Annotated in this window: 12 protein-coding genes; 5 read left to right on the top strand and 7 right to left on the bottom strand. The window is 55.4% G+C overall.

Annotated features, from left to right (window positions below; translation table 11 throughout):
• Positions 1-186: 186 nt before the first annotated feature.
• On the top strand, positions 187-1,266 hold the full coding sequence (locus LCM31_RS14470) for a DUF389 domain-containing protein (RefSeq protein WP_224871225.1): 1,080 nt from the start codon (positions 187-189) through the stop codon (positions 1,264-1,266).
• A gap of 97 nt (positions 1,267-1,363) precedes the next feature.
• Here the strand turns inward: LCM31_RS14470 and LCM31_RS14465 are convergent, their stop codons facing one another.
• From LCM31_RS14465 to LCM31_RS14445, 5 genes are all read right to left on the bottom strand, one after another.
• Complete coding sequence (locus LCM31_RS14465) at positions 1,364-3,106, bottom strand: dipeptidyl-peptidase 3 family protein (RefSeq protein ID WP_224871224.1); 1,743 nt, start codon at positions 3,104-3,106, stop codon at positions 1,364-1,366.
• A gap of 193 nt (positions 3,107-3,299) precedes the next feature.
• The gene (locus tag LCM31_RS14460) at positions 3,300-5,120 is read right to left on the bottom strand and encodes an ABCB family ABC transporter ATP-binding protein/permease (protein WP_224871223.1); all 1,821 of its coding nucleotides are present in this window, start codon (positions 5,118-5,120) and stop codon (positions 3,300-3,302) included.
• A gap of 67 nt (positions 5,121-5,187) precedes the next feature.
• Positions 5,188-5,814, bottom strand: coding sequence for an NUDIX hydrolase (locus LCM31_RS14455; protein WP_224871222.1), 627 nt, complete (start codon positions 5,812-5,814; stop codon positions 5,188-5,190).
• An 85-nt stretch (positions 5,815-5,899) separates the two neighbouring features.
• A complete protein-coding gene (locus tag LCM31_RS14450) occupies positions 5,900-9,061 on the bottom strand; it encodes an efflux RND transporter permease subunit (protein ID WP_224871221.1) in 3,162 nt (1,053 codons plus the stop codon).
• A 51-nt stretch (positions 9,062-9,112) separates the two neighbouring features.
• Positions 9,113-10,459, bottom strand: coding sequence for an efflux RND transporter periplasmic adaptor subunit (locus tag LCM31_RS14445; protein WP_224871220.1), 1,347 nt, complete (start codon positions 10,457-10,459; stop codon positions 9,113-9,115).
• Between the two features lie 390 nt (positions 10,460-10,849).
• Here LCM31_RS14445 and LCM31_RS14440 point away from each other — a divergent pair, with 390 nt between their 5' ends.
• The 3 genes from LCM31_RS14440 (at position 10,850) to LCM31_RS14430 (ending at position 14,180) form a co-directional block, all read left to right on the top strand.
• The gene (locus LCM31_RS14440; protein ID WP_224871217.1) at positions 10,850-12,283 is read left to right on the top strand and encodes a basic amino acid/polyamine antiporter; all 1,434 of its coding nucleotides are present in this window, start codon (positions 10,850-10,852) and stop codon (positions 12,281-12,283) included.
• Positions 12,284-12,296: 13 nt separating this feature from the next.
• Positions 12,297-13,565 carry an arginine deiminase gene (arcA, locus tag LCM31_RS14435; RefSeq protein ID WP_224871215.1) on the top strand — a complete coding sequence of 423 codons (1,269 nt, stop codon included), beginning with the start codon at positions 12,297-12,299 and terminating at the stop codon, positions 13,563-13,565.
• A gap of 78 nt (positions 13,566-13,643) precedes the next feature.
• Complete coding sequence (locus LCM31_RS14430) at positions 13,644-14,180, top strand: NUDIX hydrolase (RefSeq protein WP_224871213.1); 537 nt, start codon at positions 13,644-13,646, stop codon at positions 14,178-14,180.
• Between the two features lie 18 nt (positions 14,181-14,198).
• On the opposite strand, the gene LCM31_RS14425 is transcribed toward LCM31_RS14430, so the two are convergent.
• Positions 14,199-15,062, bottom strand: coding sequence for a carboxylesterase family protein (locus tag LCM31_RS14425; protein ID WP_224871211.1), 864 nt, complete (start codon positions 15,060-15,062; stop codon positions 14,199-14,201).
• 371 nt (positions 15,063-15,433) lie between these two features.
• Here LCM31_RS14425 and LCM31_RS14420 point away from each other — a divergent pair, with 371 nt between their 5' ends.
• On the top strand, positions 15,434-17,161 hold the full coding sequence (locus LCM31_RS14420; protein ID WP_224871209.1) for a thioredoxin domain-containing protein: 1,728 nt from the start codon (positions 15,434-15,436) through the stop codon (positions 17,159-17,161).
• Positions 17,162-17,238: 77 nt separating this feature from the next.
• Here the strand turns inward: LCM31_RS14420 and LCM31_RS14415 are convergent, their stop codons facing one another.
• Positions 17,239-18,168, bottom strand: coding sequence for an SGNH/GDSL hydrolase family protein (locus LCM31_RS14415; protein WP_224871207.1), 930 nt, complete (start codon positions 18,166-18,168; stop codon positions 17,239-17,241).
• Positions 18,169-18,483 lie beyond the last annotated feature (315 nt).

The raw sequence follows: 18,483 nt of genomic DNA, 5'->3' as shown, positions 1-18,483 counted from the left end.
ACGCATTCAATCGGCATGAAAATAAGCGAGCAATTCCCACGCCTGATCAATGCACCTTGGCGCAGGCCGCATATACTGATTTCAGTACCCCATGGCCGTCGAATCCCACAACTGTATATCGCTGGGTACTCGGCAAAGGCATGCAACCAAGAAAAACATCGAGCCAAATTCACGCTGGACCATTTCATGGCAGAACCGGAGGAAAAGCCCCACGCTGACTGGCGACGCTATATCGAAAAACCCTTGCCGTTGGCAGCAGCACACGACCTCATCATTCCAGGCTCGGTGCCATCCCTTAGCTTCTATCTGATGATGACCGCATCAACGGTCATCGCGACCCTTGGTTTACTCGCCGACAGTGCAGCGGTGATTATCGGCGCAATGCTCGTGGCTCCATTGATGGCACCGATTATCTCCCTCGCCTTCGGAGTGGTTTCCTGGGATGGGCACCTTATGCTGCGCTCGGCGTTGATTGCGATTTCCGGGAGCCTGCTGTGTATCGTGATCGCATACCTGACAACCCACGCCATCGGCTATCAAATGGCGGGCCCGGAGATAGTGGCACGCATGCGCCCCAGTATGCTCGACCTCGACGTAGCCATTGCCGCAGGTGCGGCGGCGGCCTATACACTCACCCGCCCGAGCACCTCTGCGACTCTGGCGGGAATCGCCATTGCCGTGGCTCTGGTTCCGCCCCTTTGCACGGTGGGTATTGCCCTGGCACTGGACAACGAAGCCAGTATCGAGGTGGGCGTGGCGTGGGACTACCTGAGTGCCAAGCGCCCGTTCATCCTGTTTTTGACCAACTTGGTGGGAATCGCCTTTGCGGCAACGGCGGTTTTTTTCCTGCAGTATTTTCGCAAGCAACCGAAAGCGATAGCCGCACTTGCTGGCACCTTTGTCAGCCTTCTAGTTGTGGTCCCTTCTCTTACGCACGGTCTGGAAGAATTACTCGTGCGCAATATGGTCCAGCGTTCACTGATCTCCGAAGGCCACGCGATTATCGGTACAGATACTGAGATTCGCTTTACCAGCATCACCACGCGCTTTGACGAGGACAGCATTGTGATCCGGGTGGATGTGGTGGATGGCGCAGAGGTGATCACACAGGAATTTGCCGATGCTTTACAGCAACGCATGGGGGAACTGGCCGAAAGACCCGTGCAGCTGGAAATCGGCGTAATACCTGAACTCATATTTCGCAGCCAGGGCACGAATCTGGATGTATCGGGATCGCCCGGAGTATCTGGCGACAGCGCCCACTAAGTGATGCCTCTGCCGGAAAATAAAAAGCCCCGCTCTTGGCGGGGCTTTTTATTCGGGCTCTTTAGTAGAGATTTACAGAAGCTCAGAAGCTTCCGACTTACTGAATACCGAGAATTTCCTTACCCTGAATAAAGGTCACATCCACAGGGATGTTTGCCGCTTTCAATCGATCCAGATCGGACTGGAGCTCGGCACCAACCACGCCCATTTCCTCCAGCAGGGCTTTGGACTTCTCGTAGTCTCCGTCGCCCTGGATGGTCAGGATCAGGTTGGATAGCTTCGCCATGGCATCCTGCATTTTTTCGAAGTCCACGCTGTACAGGCCAGTTGCTTCGTCGCGGGTAAAGGCACCTTCCTGTTTGAAGAAGTTGAAGCGCATCATATTCGCTTTACCGTGTGCACTGGCCGCGCCGAAGCGCACACTGCGGAAAATACCGGCGAGGAAAGTCACGTAGTTATCCATCAGCGCGCCGTCTTCCAGCTCACCTTTACCGTGCAGCTCGGTAATCATGTACAGGCCGAGAATATCAGCCTTGCCTTCTTCCAGCGCAGAGGATGTTTCCTTCAGGGCCTGGCGGACATTGGCGCCGTCGGTGACCGTCTTCTTGATACCGAGACCGTGTGCCACTTCGTGGAACATGGTATTGGCGAAGAATGCATCAAAGGTGATGTGCTTGCGCTGATCTTCGGCGATCAGAACGCCACCAATCGGAATCAGGATCTGATCGAACTTAGCGCGCATGGCGTTTTTCAACTGCAAGCGACGGGTGCCCTTTTTAAGCTGTACTTCTTCGTCGTTTGGCAGGTTGATGGCAATGGTCTTGGAGCCGGCATTACTATCGCCTGCGTAGTACAAGACGTCGTAGGCATTCAGGTCGGAATCGGTTCCCGGGGTTTCTGACTTGTACTTGTCATCTACCGGTAAACCGCGCTGCAGTTCGGGCAGGAACGCGGCAAACTTCGCCAGCTTTTCGCTCCACTGCATATCTTTCAGCAAAACATAGGAGGAGTAGGCGGTGCGGTAAGCGAACAACTGATCTTCGTAGTTTTCGATGGGCCCGATCACCACGTCGATGCGGTTCTTTTTCATGTCCATCCACGCCATATCACTTTCGCGGAACTGGTCATCTAGCAGCGCATCGGCGCGTAATTTCAGGTAACCGGCAAACTCGGCATCCTGCGCCAGCGCGGCTGCTTCACGCAACAGCGCCGCCGCCTTTTCCAGTTCCGCCTTGTAGGCTTCGTGGTACGGAATCAGGGTCAGGTTGTCGCTTTCATCGCGGCGCACCAGTGAGTAAAGGCCATCTTTACCCGGCTGCTGCCATGCATCAAATTCCTGCTTGGTCATATCTTCCGGGTAGAACTCGGCGCCCAGCGGTTTGTCGCCATAGCCGGCGATAAAGGGCTTGTTGTCGTTCAGGCGATCCCATGGGCCGTAATTGATTTCAGCGAATTTTCGCGCGGCACTGTCATCAATACCGCTCAGTAGCTCCTGTGCAGGGCCGTAAGACTGCAACCAGAACAACTGATCCATGATCTTGCTCGCATCGATCAACTTGCCAATCAGCTGGCGCTGGTTGTCCGACAGGGCGGACAGGTCGGCATTGAGTTCCACCGGCGCATAAATATTGAAACGGGCGGGATCCACCCCTTCGGCGATACCGCCAGCCTGCGGGCCAGTGGCGGGCTCCACGGCTTGCTGCTCTGGGTCCACAGCCTGTTGCGCCGTCGTTTCTGCAGGCGCATCCGGCTTCGAGGTGGAGGAGGATTTATCACCGGAGGAACAGCCGGTAGCAAGAACAAGCGCCAGTGCCGACGCAGCAAAGAGTACAGGTTTCATGCAGATTCACGCCCAAGGGTTTTCGTTATTTGTGCGCGCCACATTAAATATGGCGTCTGAAGATGTCCACAGTGCCAGAGGCTCCCCTGTGGCACCGGATATTCGACTGCAATTATGGGCAAATTAAGAAATTTACGTGGCGTGAACAGCTCACAGAAAAAACAATTCACGCCAAGAAATGGACAGCGATTTGTCAGGGTGAGGTGGGCGCGGCCTCAGCACCCTGTTCGCGGGCACGCTCCTGTTGTTGCATGCGCCACAGGGCCGCATAGTGACCATCGACCTCGATCAGCTGCTGATGATTGCCCTGTTCTACCACGCGCCCCTGATCCATCACCAGAATCTGATCCGCATCCACCACGGTGGACAACCGGTGAGCGATAACCAGCGTGGTCTGCTCCTGGGAAATTTCCTGTAACGCGCGCAGGATGCCTTGCTCGGAATGGCTATCCAGGCTGGAGGTCGCCTCATCAAACACCATAATCGGTGGGTGCTTGAGGATTGCCCGGGCAATAGCCACGCGCTGTTTTTCTCCTCCGGAGAGTTTTAAACCGCGCTCCCCCACTACCGTATTTGTACCCTCCGGTAACTGACGGATAAAGTCTTCCAGCTGTGCGTGACGGATAGCGTCTGCCACCTCCTCATCACTGGCGTCCACTCGCCCGTAGCGTACGTTTTCATGGATGGACTGATTGAACAGCACCGTATCCTGAGGCACAACGCCGATGGCTCCACGCAGGGTGTCCTGGCTTACCTCGCGAATATCCTGTCCATCCACGAGGATACTGCCGCCGGTGACGTCATAGAACCGGAACAGCAGCTTGAACAGGGTCGATTTACCCGCGCCACTGGCGCCCACGATGGCTACCTTTTCTCTGGGCGCGACACGGAAGCTGACCCCTTTGAGAATTTCCCGATCGGCACCATAGCCAAAACGCACATCGCGGAATTCAATACCGCCCTGCGGTACGTCGAGGTTCGCGGCCGACGGCACATCTTCAATTGCCGGTTTGACGTCGAGGATGGAGAACATCTTTTCGATATTGGCCAGGGCGCCCTTCATCTCCCGGTACACAAAGCCGAGAAAATTCAATGGAATAAAGATCTGCATCATGATGGCGTTGATCAGGACAAAATCACCAATGGTCATGGTGCCTTTGGTGACATTGACCGCCGCCATCACCATGGCACCGCACATGGCTGCTGCGGTGATAAACGCCTGGCCGGCATTCAGCCCAAACAGCGACAGGCGGTTCTTGCGCCGCGCCTGCTCCCACGCGGCCAGCTCGTGGTCGTAATGTTGCGCCTCGTGTCGCTCATTGCCGAAGTATTTCACCGTTTCGTAATTCAGCAGACTGTCTACCGCGCGGCTGCTGCTCTGGGATTCCGCCTGGTTTAATTCGCGCACGAAGCGTGTCCGCCACTCGGTGGCGACCACAGAAAAGCTGATGTAGGCAACGACAGCCCCCAGCACCAACAGGGCAAAACTGGCGTTGTAGTTCCACCACAGCAGGCCCACCACCATCAGGATTTCTACCAGCGTAGGAACGATGTTGAACACCATAAAGCGCATCAGGAATCCAATGCCGGAATTACCCCGCTCGATATCCCGCGACAGGCCGCCGGTGCGGCGATTGAGGTGGTAATCCAGATCGAGCTTGTGCAGGTGCTGGAACACTTCGAGCCCGACGCGACGCTGCGCGCGTTCGGTAACACGGCCGAATATGGTGTCGCGCAGTTCACCGAACAAAACCGATGAAAAACGGACAAATCCGTAGGCAAGCAATAACCCCAATGGCAGGGCAATCGCCGCGGCTACGCCCCCGGACTGGTCCAGGTCGTCAACAATATGCTTCAACAGGAAAGGCAGGCCGACACTGGCGGCCTTGGCGCCCACCAGGCACAAAAGCGCCAGAATGACCGGGCGTTTGAACTCTAACAGGTAGGGAAATAGTGTTTTCAGGGCGCTCCAATGGACATCTTCCAGAGCGACCGCGGACTTGGGTCTGGGCATGGTCAATCTCGGTAAATCAGGCGCGCAGTATACCCAATCAACCCGTACGAAGTTGGGGATTACCCTACTACGAATCTTCGTTCTCGCCGAGGGCCCGGACGGGCACGTCATCGCGGCGCCCAATGGGCGCATCCAGTACGCGCACCAGGAATTCCGTCAGAACCCCGGCGGTGAACCCCCAGATTTCATAGCCTCGGTATTTGTAGGCGGGCAAGTAGATACGGCGCTTATCGATCGTAATACGGTCGGTACGGATACGCGGATCATCGAAGAACCAGGACAGGGGAACCCGGAAAATCGCATCCAGCTCACCCGGGTTTGGCGTCAAGGATGCATCGGCGGGCACAATACCGAGCCACGGCGTGACCTCCACCTGCCAGCGGGTAGTGCGGGTCCACAACGGGCCGAGCACACGAACCTGATCGGCAGGCAGGCCGATTTCTTCGTGCGTCTCGCGCAGTGCGGTGTATTCCAGGGATGGGTCGGTATCATCCCAACGCCCACCGGGAAGCGACACTTCCCCAGAATGGCTCGATAGATGCTGAGAGCGGAGGGTTAAAATGACCTGAGGGTCTTTTTCATCGGTCAGCGCGAGTAACACGGCTGCATGACCATGCAGGTTGGAGCCGCTCGGCACCTGGGCGTGCAGCTCATCTTTGATTTCAGCGAAACGCTTTTCGATAAGGTCCAACATGCTCGTACGATTTTCGCCGTACCGGCGTACTCCTGCTTTCCGCTCTTCCCACACTATACGCGTTACTGCGCCGCGCTACACCCGCTCAGGTCGCAGAATCTTTGCGTTCGCCCTGATCAACAGCCCCCGTGTGGCCGGTTAACTTTTCCCGCACAGACTGCACCAGCGCGAAATAAATCGGCACCAGGAAGGTAGAAACAATACTCGCGGCAAGCATACCGCCGAATACCGCAAGCCCGAGGGACACACGGCTTGCCGCACCCGCCCCGGTGGCAATCACTAGCGGGAAGATCCCCAGTACAAATGCCAGAGCCGTCATCAATACCGCGCGGAAACGCAGGCGCGTGGCTTCCAATGCCGACTCTTCGATACTTTTGCCGGAGGCACGCTGCACCGCGGCGAATTCCACCATCAAGATCGCGGTCTTGGCTGAAATACCGATCAACAGCACCAGACCAATCTGCGTGTAAAGGTCGTTGTTGTGCCCCATGATAAAATTGGCAAACAGGCCGCCGGAGATCGCCACGGGAATTGCCAACAGTACCGCAATCGGGATACTCCAGCTCTCGTACTGGGCCACCAGAAACAGATAGGCAAACAGCACCGCCAGCGAAAACAGAATCGGCGCCAGATTGCCTGCGCTGATTTCCTCCAGACTCTGACCGGTCCACTCGTAGGCGTAGCCATCCGGCAGCTGCTTGCCGATTTCCTCCATGGCATTCATGGCTTCGCCACTGGAATAACCTGGCGCCGGCCCACCATTGATGGTGACACTGTTGTACATGTTGTAGCGCTGTACCGTCTGTGGGGCGACCACAGGTGCCACTTCGGCAACCGAACTGACGGGAACCAGCCCTCCACTATTGGCACGCACAAAGAACCCGGTAAGATCGTCCTCACTATCGCGAAATTGCGCATCGGCCTGCGCAAGCACCTGAAACACCTTGCCGTAGCGGTTAAAGTCATTGATGTAATAACTACCCAGATAGGTTTGCAAGGTGAGATACACATCGGACAGCCGCAGTCCGAGAATGTGCGCCTTATCTTTGTCGACTTCGAGCTCGAGCTGTGGTGAGGCCGCCTGGTAGGTGGTGAATGCCTGCGCAATCTCCGTGCGTTGATTCGCCTCGCCCAACACGGCATAAAGCACCCCGGCCAGTTCTTGAATATCTCGCCCCTGCAAGTCCTCCAGCACGAATTCAAACCCACCGATGGTGCCCAGCCCCGGCAGTGCAGGCACGGGAAAGGCCTGAACCTGTGCTTCGGGCACCTCGGCGCCCATTTTCTGCACCTTATCGAGAATCACAAACTGATTTAACTCCGGTGCCTCGCGCTCGTCCCAGGGGTGCAGGATCACGATCATAAATGCGGTGTTGGACGCGAGACTATTGGACAACAGGCTGTACCCGGGTACCGCCATGACATGCGCGACGCCATCGAGCTTGCGAACATCCTCACTCAATTTCCTCACCACCGGCGCAGTTCGTTCCAGTGAAGCGCCGTCGGGCAACTGCACGTTCATCATGAAATAGCCCTGATCTTCGTCAGGGATAAAGGCGGTGGGCACTGCGGAAAATAGCCAGAAACAAAAGGCGCTCAGGCCGAAAATTGTGCCGAGCCCGACCAGTGGCCTGCGCACGCAGAAGCGAACAATTTTTACATACAGGTTGGTCGAGCCATGTAGAAATCGATTGAAGATGCCAAAGATGCCGTGGTTTTTCTCGCCATGCTCCCCTCCGCCTTTAGGCGGGCGCAGTAAGATCGCGCTCAACGCGGGGCTGAGGGTCAGTGCATTCACACTGGAAATAAATACCGAAATGGCAATAGTGATTGCAAACTGCTGATACATTTTCCCCGTCAGCCCGGGCATCAACATCACCGGTACAAACACCGCAAACAACACCGCGGTAGTGGCAATCACCGGGCCGGTCACCTCGCGCATAGACTCCATCGCCGCGTCTTTCGGTGCGAGCCCCTCACCCATTAATCGCTGGGTGTTTTCCACCACAATGATCGCATCGTCCACCACAATGCCGATGGCGAGAATCAATGCAAACAGCGTCACCGTATTGATGCTCATACCCAGTGCAAGCATCACCGCAAAAGTGCCCACCAGCGATACCGGAATGGCCACGGCGGGAATCAAGGTTGCACGCCAGTCCTGCAAAAACACGAAGACCACAATGATTACCAGCAGCAGCGCGACAACCAATGTGATGACCACTTCCTTAATCGACTCACTAACAAATGTGGTGGTATCGTAAATGATCTTCGACTGCAGACCATCGGGAAAGCGCTCGGAAAGCTCTGCTACTTTCGCGCGGATATTGGTCGCCACATCCATGGCGTTGGCATCGGGTAGCTGGTAAACCGCGATCACCGCGGACGGCTTGCCGTCCAGTTCACCAAACGCACTGTAACTGGCACTGCCAAGCTCAACCCGTGCGATATCCATCATGCGCACGATGCCACCTTCGGGAGAGGAGCGGAGGCTGATATTTTCGAACTCCTCCGGGTCGACGAGGCGCCCTTCGGCGAGGATGTTGTATTGGAATTGCTGATCCGAACGGATGGGTGGTGCACCAATTTTACCGGCCGCCACCTGCAGGTTCTGTGCTTCTACCGCGGCAATGACATCATTCGCGGTCACATCCAGCGCTGCCATTTTATCCGGGTTGAGCCACAGACGCATGGCGTATTGCAGGGAGCCCAGAATATCGACACTACTTACACCTTCGATCCGTGTTAATTCATCACGGATAAATATTTCTGCGTAATTGGACAGGAATAGAGAGTCGAACTCCCCTTCCTCGGACAAGAGGTTAACCACTAGCAAAATGGTATTGGACTGCTTCTCGACGGTGACCCCACTGCGGTTCACCTCTGCGGGCAGACTGGGCGTCGCCTGCTGTACCCGATTCTGCACATTTACCTGAGCAATGTCCCCGTCATAGCCACTCTCAAACGTCACCGTCAAACTGTAGGTGCCGTCATTACTACTGGTGGAGGTCATGTAGGTCATGCCCTCCACCCCATTGACCTGAGACTCGATGGGAATGGCGACGCTATCGCGCATGACTTCGGCGCTGGCACCAGCGTAGTTGGCGGTCACTACCACCGTGGGTGGAGAAATTTCCGGGTACTGGGCAATAGGAAGCAGAGGTAACGAAAGTATCCCCGCCAGGGAGATCAGAATAGAGATCACCAGCGCGAAGCGTGGACGGCGGATAAACGTCGCGCTAATCACAAGCGCTTTCCCTGTTCACGTTGTTGCTATTCACTCTCCCATGGTCGACATTCACTTGCCATCAAAATAGGCATCGGGGTCTTTGGATTTTTCCCTGCTCTCGCCCTCGGCACCGCGACGCATCTCCTCCTGTAACAGCTCGATATCCGCACCCTCACGAGCGCCGCCATCGCGCCGCTCTTCAGGTGGGATATCGCCCGAACGAATCTGGTCGAGTGGGCTTTCCACTTGCGGTGGTTTCTCTGTCTTGAGATCTTTATACGGATCAAGTGCGGTATTTTGTGGGGTGACCGGTTTGTCGGGACTCACCCTCTGCAAACCATTCACAATCACCCGCTCGCCAGCCTTGAGCCCCTTTTCCACCGCCCACAGTTCATTTTCACGCTGCCCAAGATCAAGGTAGCGTTTGTGCGCGATATTGTTGTCGTCCACGACGTAGACAAACCGTCCCTGCATGTCTTCCAGAACCGCGGCTTGCGGTACCAGTGGCTTGATGGCATCGGCCCCGGCGAACACGCTGATCACCACCCGAGCAAATTGTCCCTGCACCAGCAGACGCTCGGGGTTGGGGAATCGGGCGCGCACCAAGGCAGAACCCGTAGCCTGGTCGATCTGATTGTCGACAAACACAATGATGCCGGGATAGGGGTAAAACTTGCTGTCGGGCTGCTTGATCTGAATTTCCCGTTCGACCGGTCTCTCACCCGTCTGACGGCGACGCTCCTGCTCCTCCTGCACCGCAAACAGGCGGTTTTCCGGCACCTCAAAGGTGACGTAAATCGGGTCCATGCGCACAATTGAAGTAAGGGGGTCGGTGGCGGGCCCCACCAGCGAGCCCTCAGTGAACTCCGAGCGGCCAATCAGCCCCGTCAAGGGCGCGCGAATCTGGGTGTAGGAAAGATTGAGTTGTGCAGCCTCCAGGTCCGCTTGAGCGGCGGCCACCGTGGATTCGGCGGCCTCAAAGTTGCCGGTGAGTTCGTCCATCTGCACCTGACTGATGGCACCGGTTTTCACCAATTGCAGCCCCCGACGATAGTTGCGCTCAGACACGCGCAACGCGGAACGCGCCTGGGCGAGGTTCGCTCGCTGGTTATCCAGTGCCGCGATATAGGGTTTGGGGTCGATCTGATACAGCAGCTCGCCCTTTTGCACCAACTGCCCTTCCACAAAGTCGCGGCTTTCGATGTAGCCCTCGACACGAGGCCGCACCTTAAATTCGTCGGTGGCCTCTACCCGCCCAACATATTCATAGCGGGGTACGACCTGATGCTTGCGCACGGCAAGCACCTCCACCGGCGGCGCCTTGGGAGCGGCTTCTTCCTCCTTCTTCGAACAAGCGGAAACACCCAATAACAGGGAGGCGCTGGCCAGCAGAGACAGGAAAAAGAACTTGGACATCAGCAACACACGACACAAATTGCACCAAAACTCATTTTTCAACTATAGATGGCGCACTCCCGCGGGTAACGCATAAAGAAAAAAAGGGTGTCAAAAAGGGAAGCGGATGTGGAGGGGCAAAGGTCCGTGACGTGAGGATATCCAGATTACGACTGTATCTCTGGCCATCTGATGTCTCAATAAAAAAATGGCGAACTACAGAGTCACCTGAGAGCGACAGAATACACCCCAAAAAGATCAACCACCTCATTTGTCATTGATGGCTTGATGGGGCTTGAATAAATCGATATATCCAGGGACAAATTCATAGCAAATCGCATCGATGATGCACACGCCATCTTTCCTCTGACAACTAGACTGAAAACATCGATCAATCGACTGAAAGTCAATATGAGTGCAGAGACCCAACAGAATTTGACGCGCACGACCATGATGGGAATGGTGGTCGGCTCAATGGTTGGGGCCGGCATTTTTTCCCTTCCCGCGACATTCGCCAATGCAACCGGGCCTTTCGGTGCGCTGATCGCCTGGGGTATCGCCGGCACTGGTATGTTAATGCTGGCTTTTGTTTTTCAGACTCTGGCTATACGTAAGCCCGAACTCGATGCCGGTATATTCACTTACGCGAAAGATGGCTTCGGTGACTATATCGGTTTTATGGCGGCATTCGGCTTTTGGGCCGGCAGCTGCCTTGGCAACACCACCTATTTCGTACTTATAAAGTCCACACTGGGCGCAGCCATCCCGGCCTTTGGCGAGGGCAACACGATTCCAGCGGTCGCCATCTCCTCAATCATTCTTTGGTCCATTCACTTCATGATTTTACGCGGGGTCAAACAGGCCGCGGCGATTAACAAGATCGTCACCGTAGCCAAGATAATCCCGATCATTTTGTTCATTATTATTGTGGCCGCGGCGTTCAAGAAAGACTTGTTTATCGATAATTTCTGGGGCGGTGGCAGCTATAACATGAATGATGTTCTGGCGCAGGTTCGCCAGACCATGCTCGTTACGGTATTTGTCTTTATCGGTGTCGAAGGCGCCAGTGTATTCTCACGCTACGCAAAGAATCGTGCGGATGTGGGATGGGCCACGGTAATGGGTTTTCTCGGCGTGCTCTGCCTCATGATCCTCGTCACCTTGCTGCCTTATGGCGTGATGCTTAGACCCGAAATCGCAGAGTTGCGCCAACCGTCCATGGCCGGTGTATTACAAGCGGTGGTTGGCACATGGGGCGCAGTCTTTGTAAGTGCAGGACTGATTATCTCAGTACTTGGTGCCTACCTTGCGTGGACATTGCTCTGTGCTGAGGCACTGTTCACCGCATCAAAATACGATCTGGTGCCAAAAGCCTTTGGCTACGAAAACGAAAATGGTGTGCCGTCTACCGCACTGTGGTTAACCAACTCTCTGGTGCAACTTTTCCTGATCCTTACCATTTTCGCCCAGTACGCTTTTGACCTGACACTGGAGCTGACCAGCTCCATGACCTTAATTCCCTATCTACTGGTTGCAGGCTACGGACTAAAGCTGGCGTTGACCGGCGAGACCTACGAGGCCGACCCATCGGGGGCACGCAGGCGTGAATTGATTGTTGGCATTCTCGCTACTCTGTATACCTTTTTTATGCTTCTCGCTGGTGGACTGGAGTATGCCTTGCTGTCGTGCATTCTCTTTGCCCCAGGCACATTACTTTTTATCTTTGCCCGGCGAGAGGTAAATCTGCGGATATTTACCGGTAAAGAAATTCTGCTTTTTTCCCTGATCCTCATCGGCGCCATCGTTGGCATCTACTCACTGATAACCGGTGCCATCGTCTTGTAGAGAGAGAACGCTCATGGCCAGTTCCAAGGCAAAACCCGACGCTACCCTCGGGGTACACTCAGAGGTAGGCAAACTGCGCAAGGTAATGGTATGTGCACCCAGCCTCGCACACACCCGCTTGACCCCGACCAACTGCGACGATCTGTTATTTGACGATGTCTTGTGGGTGCAAAATGCGAAGCGCGATCATTTTGACTTCATGACCAAGATGCGCGACTTCGACATCGACGTGGTCGAAATGCACAACCTGCTTGCCGAGACCGTCGCTATACCGGCAGCGCGTAAGTGGTTGCTTGATCGCAAGGTCACCCCAAATAATGTGGGCTTGGGTATGATGGAAGATACGCGGAGCTACCTCGAAAGCCTCGAGCCGCGTGAACTCGCGGAATACCTTATTGGTGGTCTCTCGGTGATTGATTTGCCGGACGGATTTTCCAAGTCCGATTTTATGGAGCTTGCCCGCGAGGCCCACGGAGCGACTGAATACCTGCTACCACCGCTCCCGAATACGCTCTACACACGCGATACCACATGCTGGTTATACGGCGGGGTTACCCTTAACCCTCTGTACTGGCCTGCGCGCAAAGAAGAAACCTTTCTAACCACCGCCATATACAAATTCCACCCAATGTTTACCAAGGAGACCTTTGAAATCTGGTGGGGAGACCCGGATACGAATTTTGGACTCGCGACCGTGGAGGGTGGCGATGTCATGCCCGTAGGTAACGGTGTTGTGCTTATCGGCATGAGCGAGCGCACATCTCGCCAGGGCATCTCGCAGCTGGCAACCGCATTGTTTGAAAAAGGCGCAGCGGAGCAAGTGATTGTCGCAGCCATGCCCAAGCTCCGCTCAGCAATGCATCTTGATACTGTCTTCACATTCGCCGACCGCGATGTGGTCACACTGTATCCTGAGATTATGAATCAGGTACATACATTGGTGTTGCGTCCAAATGACAAGGGAAAAAATCTACATATCACTCTGGAAAACAAGCCATTCGTGGATGTAGTCGCTAGAGCCTTGCACTTGAAAAAGCTCCGCGTGGTGGAGACCGGGGGAGACCACTACGCCTCGGAGCGACAGCAGTGGGACAGTGGCAACAATCTTGTCGCAGCCAAGCCGGGCGTGGTGTTTGCTTACGATCGCAACACCTATACCAATACCCAATTGCGCAAAGAAGGTATTGAAGTAGTAACAATTGTTGGGGCGGAGCTTGGCCGGGGGCGTGGTGGCGGACATTGCATGACCTGCCCGATTAAGCGCGATCCGATCGATTTTTAATGTAACGCTCCTACCGCACAGGGTACGAGAGCACCTGAAGGAGCTGACGTCACTCTGTGCTCCGCGTATACTTGCGCCATGAAATTTTGCAGCCACTGTGGCCACTCCGTTGTATTTGAAATTCCCGTGGGGGATGATCGCCCGCGGCACCTGTGCCACGATTGCGGCGCCATTCACTATGTGAACCCACGGGTAATTGTTGGCGTCTTGCCTTACCTCGGCGAGCAGGTGCTGTTGTGCAAGCGCGCCATCGAGCCGCGCCACGGACTGTGGACCCTGCCGGCCGGTTTTATGGAAAACGGTGAGACCAGCGAACAGGGTGCGCTGCGCGAATCATGGGAAGAAGCACGTGCCAGTATCCGCGTGGACGAGCTCTTCTCGGTCTACGACATCCCGCATATCAACCAGGTTTACCTGCTGTACCGCGGTGAACTGACCGACACCAACTTCGGCCCCGGGCCGGAATCCCTGGAAGTGGAATTGTTTGACGAAAAGGACATCCCCTGGCGGGAAATGGCCTTTCCTGTGATGACACAGACACTGAAGCATTACTTCAGTGACCGCGAAAAAGGAAGCTACGGCCTGCACCGCGGCATCATCGAACGCAAGCTGTAACGAACGCCGGCCCAGGACTTACTCCTGCTGCCGGCGCTGCTTTAACAGCCAGTCGTAAATATCCTGCCCCTCGTAAACCCGACGCCACACGTCGTGGGCCATATCTTCGTGGATAGTAAAGCGCACTTCAGCGTCGCTTTCCTGCTCCAGCTTGTTGATGCCGCCAAAGAAATGGGACTTCTGTACCGCGGTATCGCGGCCACCCGCAAACGCCCACACCGGCAATGAGGCCTCGGCGATCGGCGGCATAAAATCCGGATGCCCCCAGCCTACCACCGGCGCAATCGCGGCAAATGTCTGCGGGTGCCGACTCGCCATATACCAGGTACCGAAGCCACCGTAACTGATTCCAGTGAGATAGATCCGACTCTGATCCACCCGCAAGCGCTCGGTAGTGTGCTGCAATATATTCAACAGATCCTGCTCGACCCGCTCCCAGCCATCTGGCAGTAGCGGCGCCACCTGCCCCCACTCATCAACCATATCGCCAGGTTGCATTTCACCCTGTGGTGAAAAATACGTCCGCTCCGGAGTACCTTGCTCCAATCGCGCCGGTATCGAGTCGCGGCTGCGGTTGGCAATGTAGGCAAACTTCCGATCCATACCGAACATGTGCAACTGGGGAGCGACGATAATGAAGGGTAAATCTCTTTTCTGTGCCCAGACCTCGTACAGGGGGCCATGGGTAAGCACGAAATCCAGATCCTGCTTGCCATCGCCACGCTCGCCGTTGCCATGCAGGAACAACATTAATGGCCACCGCTGAGTTGGCGAAGTCTCGTAACCCTGTGGCAGATAGACAAAATACTCACGTTCTGACCCATCCACCTCGCTGATATAGGACTGTCGATTGAGTTGTCCATTACTTACGGTCTCCTGCACCTTAGGTTCTGGGGCGCACGCGCTGAGGAAAACCGAGCAGGCTAGCGGAAGAGCAATCGGAAGAACAATCGAGAGAACGGCGCGAACACCGGGAAAACGGCAATTTTGCAGCATGGTATGTATTTGCTATGAATGGTTTTGCTATGAATGGTTTTGCAACAGGACCGGGCCAGTGCTGAGAATCTATCAGCAAACCAGCAAATATACGGCCCCGCATATTTGTTATAGGTATCCGGATTACTGTAACCCAGTGGCGCCTGAAGGTCTTTAAATTTGTGTCACGGTGCACAACTTTCACGGGGCCCACTTGGAGCGATTCCGATGCAGTGGTTTAAACTCGGTTGCACAAGAACGATAAAGAGCCAAGTGCGATGAAAGACCTACTCCTGAAGAATTTCTGGTTGTCCGTAAAGTTCGCTCTCCTTGCATTACTGTCGCTATCACTCTGCGCCTGTAGCGACGAAACACCAACAAGCAACACCTCATCTGCTGCACAAACTGAATTGGTCGTTGCGACCGTAGGTGGCCAACCTATTTACCTGCGTGAAGTGGATACCGCCATCCAGATACAGCATTACGACCTGCTTCTTTCCGAATATGAAATGCGTTTTACCCAGTTGACTCGGATGGTTAATGCCAGGCAGGCCCAAATTGGCGGCGACGTCGAATGGCTACTGGATTATCCCGAGCCGCCGCGCATCGAAGTGAATGCCGGGGAGCGTCCCGTACGGGGAAATCCTCAGGCACCCGTGGCACTTACGGTTTTCTGCTCCTACCAGTCGGTACATTGCGCACAGGTTCACCCCCAACTGCTGGCACTCTTGGATGCCTACCCGGGCTGGGTGTCACTGCGATATATCGATTACCCCATGCACTTCCACCGCGAGGGCCACAACGCGGCCCGTGCCGCACGTTGTGCCGCCAGACAGGGCTCGCCCTGGGCTTATGCTGACGGGCTCTATGCGCGAGCGCGCCATCTCGATCGTGAAACCTATCCACTATTGGCAAAACAGCTTTCTCTGAGAGCGGAAGATTTAGCAACGTGCATGCGGGAGCCGGCAGTGTCTGCGCAGGTGGAGTCTGATCTTGCGCTCGCGAAAGACCAGGGCTTTGGTAATGTCCCGGTCGTTCTGATCAATGGCCTGTATACCCGCGGCCCCAAGTCTTATGAGCATTATGCGATGTGGGTTGAACGGGAACTGCGGCGCATTGGGATCGCCTCTGGCAGTATTCATCCACAAGCCGACAGATATTCCGCAGGTGGTGAAGCGCGCGTTCAGCACACGCAGTTACCCTTGCGCCTCGAAGGCACCAGTCTTTCCACCGCTGCAGAGAACTCCAGCGCACTGATTGCGGTAGAAGATATGGAGGCAGTACGATTTTCCACGGGAGCATCACTACTGCAGGGCGTGCAGCTTACCTATATCCATAAAGATCATGTGATACTGAATAATCATGGTGTTATCGAGCGGCTAAACCTGCGCGGTGCAATCAGCGAGTCTACTGACCTACCCCCGTTAACCAGTCGGACTCCACGCGACGCCGCAACCATGCAGCGTATTGAGCAACCTGACGGTGAGACCCGCAAACTTATCCCACCAGATGGCGTCTTGCCATTGGGGCAAGAGTGGCTGCGCCAACAGCTGCTCGAGCGCGAGGAGCTGGCAAAAAAATTTGTCCTCGCCGAACACGAAGTTGATGGCTACAAGTTACTGCGCCTGGAAGGTATTGCAGACAGCGAGTTTTTTGCCGCGCTGGGACTCGAAGAAGGCGATGTCGTGTTGCGCGTGAACGACGAATGGGTTCACAGCGGCCAGAACCCCTTGTGGGACGCACTGGTGAGCGGTGAAGTGACAGACGTAACCTTTATGCGCAACGGTTTGCCCCAGCGCCTGCAATATACCGTCGCAGAATCCGGTTACTTCGACGACCTGGATAGCGCACCGGAGAATAGCAACAGCTCGGGCAGCAATAGCAATGACAATGACAACGAGGCTGCCGGTGAGGGGGATGGCGCAGGAGACCGGGAAGACGGAGAAGAAGATTCAGATCCGGACACCGATGACGATGACGATGACGATAAAGATGACGGCGCGTAACCTTTCAGAGTAGGTGCACGAGGGCGGGTACTGCCTGAGCCCGCCCGTTCACCGTTTACGTCTCGGAAGGTTTGGCCTTATTTGTCCGGGTTACCATTCCACATCAGGTCGGCGACGGTATTTTGTCCGGCAACACTCGGGTGGAAGCAGTCCCCACCATCAATATCATTTTTACCGAACTGGAAAGTACCGGTGCTGGGCTGCGACTCCCCGGCATACTCTGCGACGACTTCGATGCCGTTGGTGCCGTTATAGGCGCTGGCTTCTTCCTGCAGAATTTCGTTATACCGTTTCTGCGCCGCGGTAATGCCCGCATGACGAGTTGCGAAGTTCTCACCATTCATCGTACCGCCATCGGTGGCGATTCGGCATATACCGAAGGTCGACCAGGCGCTTTCACAATTTACCCGCCAGTTGCCGGACTGTTTGGCAAGGCCTGCCGCACGCAGGTCCTGGATGCGCGGCACAGAACCAAGCACAACCGTAGAGCCTGTCGGAAGCCCATTCACCAGCTTGTCCATGCCGGCGCGGACAGCACCGCGCCATTGCGCGTCGGTGTACAGCGGGTCCCCACAGTTAGCGCCATCGACACAGTCGCGATTACAGATATCATTGCCGCCCAGCACAACCTCTACGTGATCGGCGATCGAGGTCTCGGCAAGAATCCGATCTGCCTGAACACTGAAGCTATCACCGCCTCCTCGCATTTCCGCACCGGAACGTGCGGCACCTTTGTTGGCGGCTACACCCGGATCTAGCGCCTTGTACTTGTCGTGGACACTGTTGACGCTGGCATCCCAGCCGTCAAACCAGCTGTGTTCGGGCTGGTCTCCACCCAGAAGACAAAAGAAGCCGCCGGTAAAAAACGTATTACCGGTACAGTCGGCGGCAAACCCCATGGTGATACTGTCACCTGCGGCGGTGGCTTTTGCTGGCGTGGCTACAACTTGGTTCGCTGAAAAAGAAAAGAACAACAGGAGGGAAGCAAGCAGTTTGAACTTCTGCATGATGAATTCTCCGTTCGTGGTTTTTATCCATTATTCGAATTTGCTATCACGGTGAACCGCCCAAGTGTTGTGCACGCAACGCCCCATTACCATCCAGATTCGAATGACCAATTAGTCCATGACCAAAATTGGGATTGTGGTCGCAAGTCGGTCGCAAAAACCTCTGCACAACAAACGGGAAGCGATCCAAAAAAGTGCGCTGCGCCCCACGTCACAACTGGTTGCGCCGCTATCCGGGGGGATGTAGAGAGCGTCAGATGAAAGATCGAAAGAGAGATCGAAAGGGAGATTTAGACAAGAAGTGAGGGAGCAAAA

Source organism: Microbulbifer agarilyticus (assembly GCF_020171345.1).
In the GTDB taxonomy this organism is placed as follows: domain Bacteria; phylum Pseudomonadota; class Gammaproteobacteria; order Pseudomonadales; family Cellvibrionaceae; genus Microbulbifer; species Microbulbifer agarilyticus_D.
This window is presented reverse-complemented; position numbering and strand designations above follow the sequence as displayed.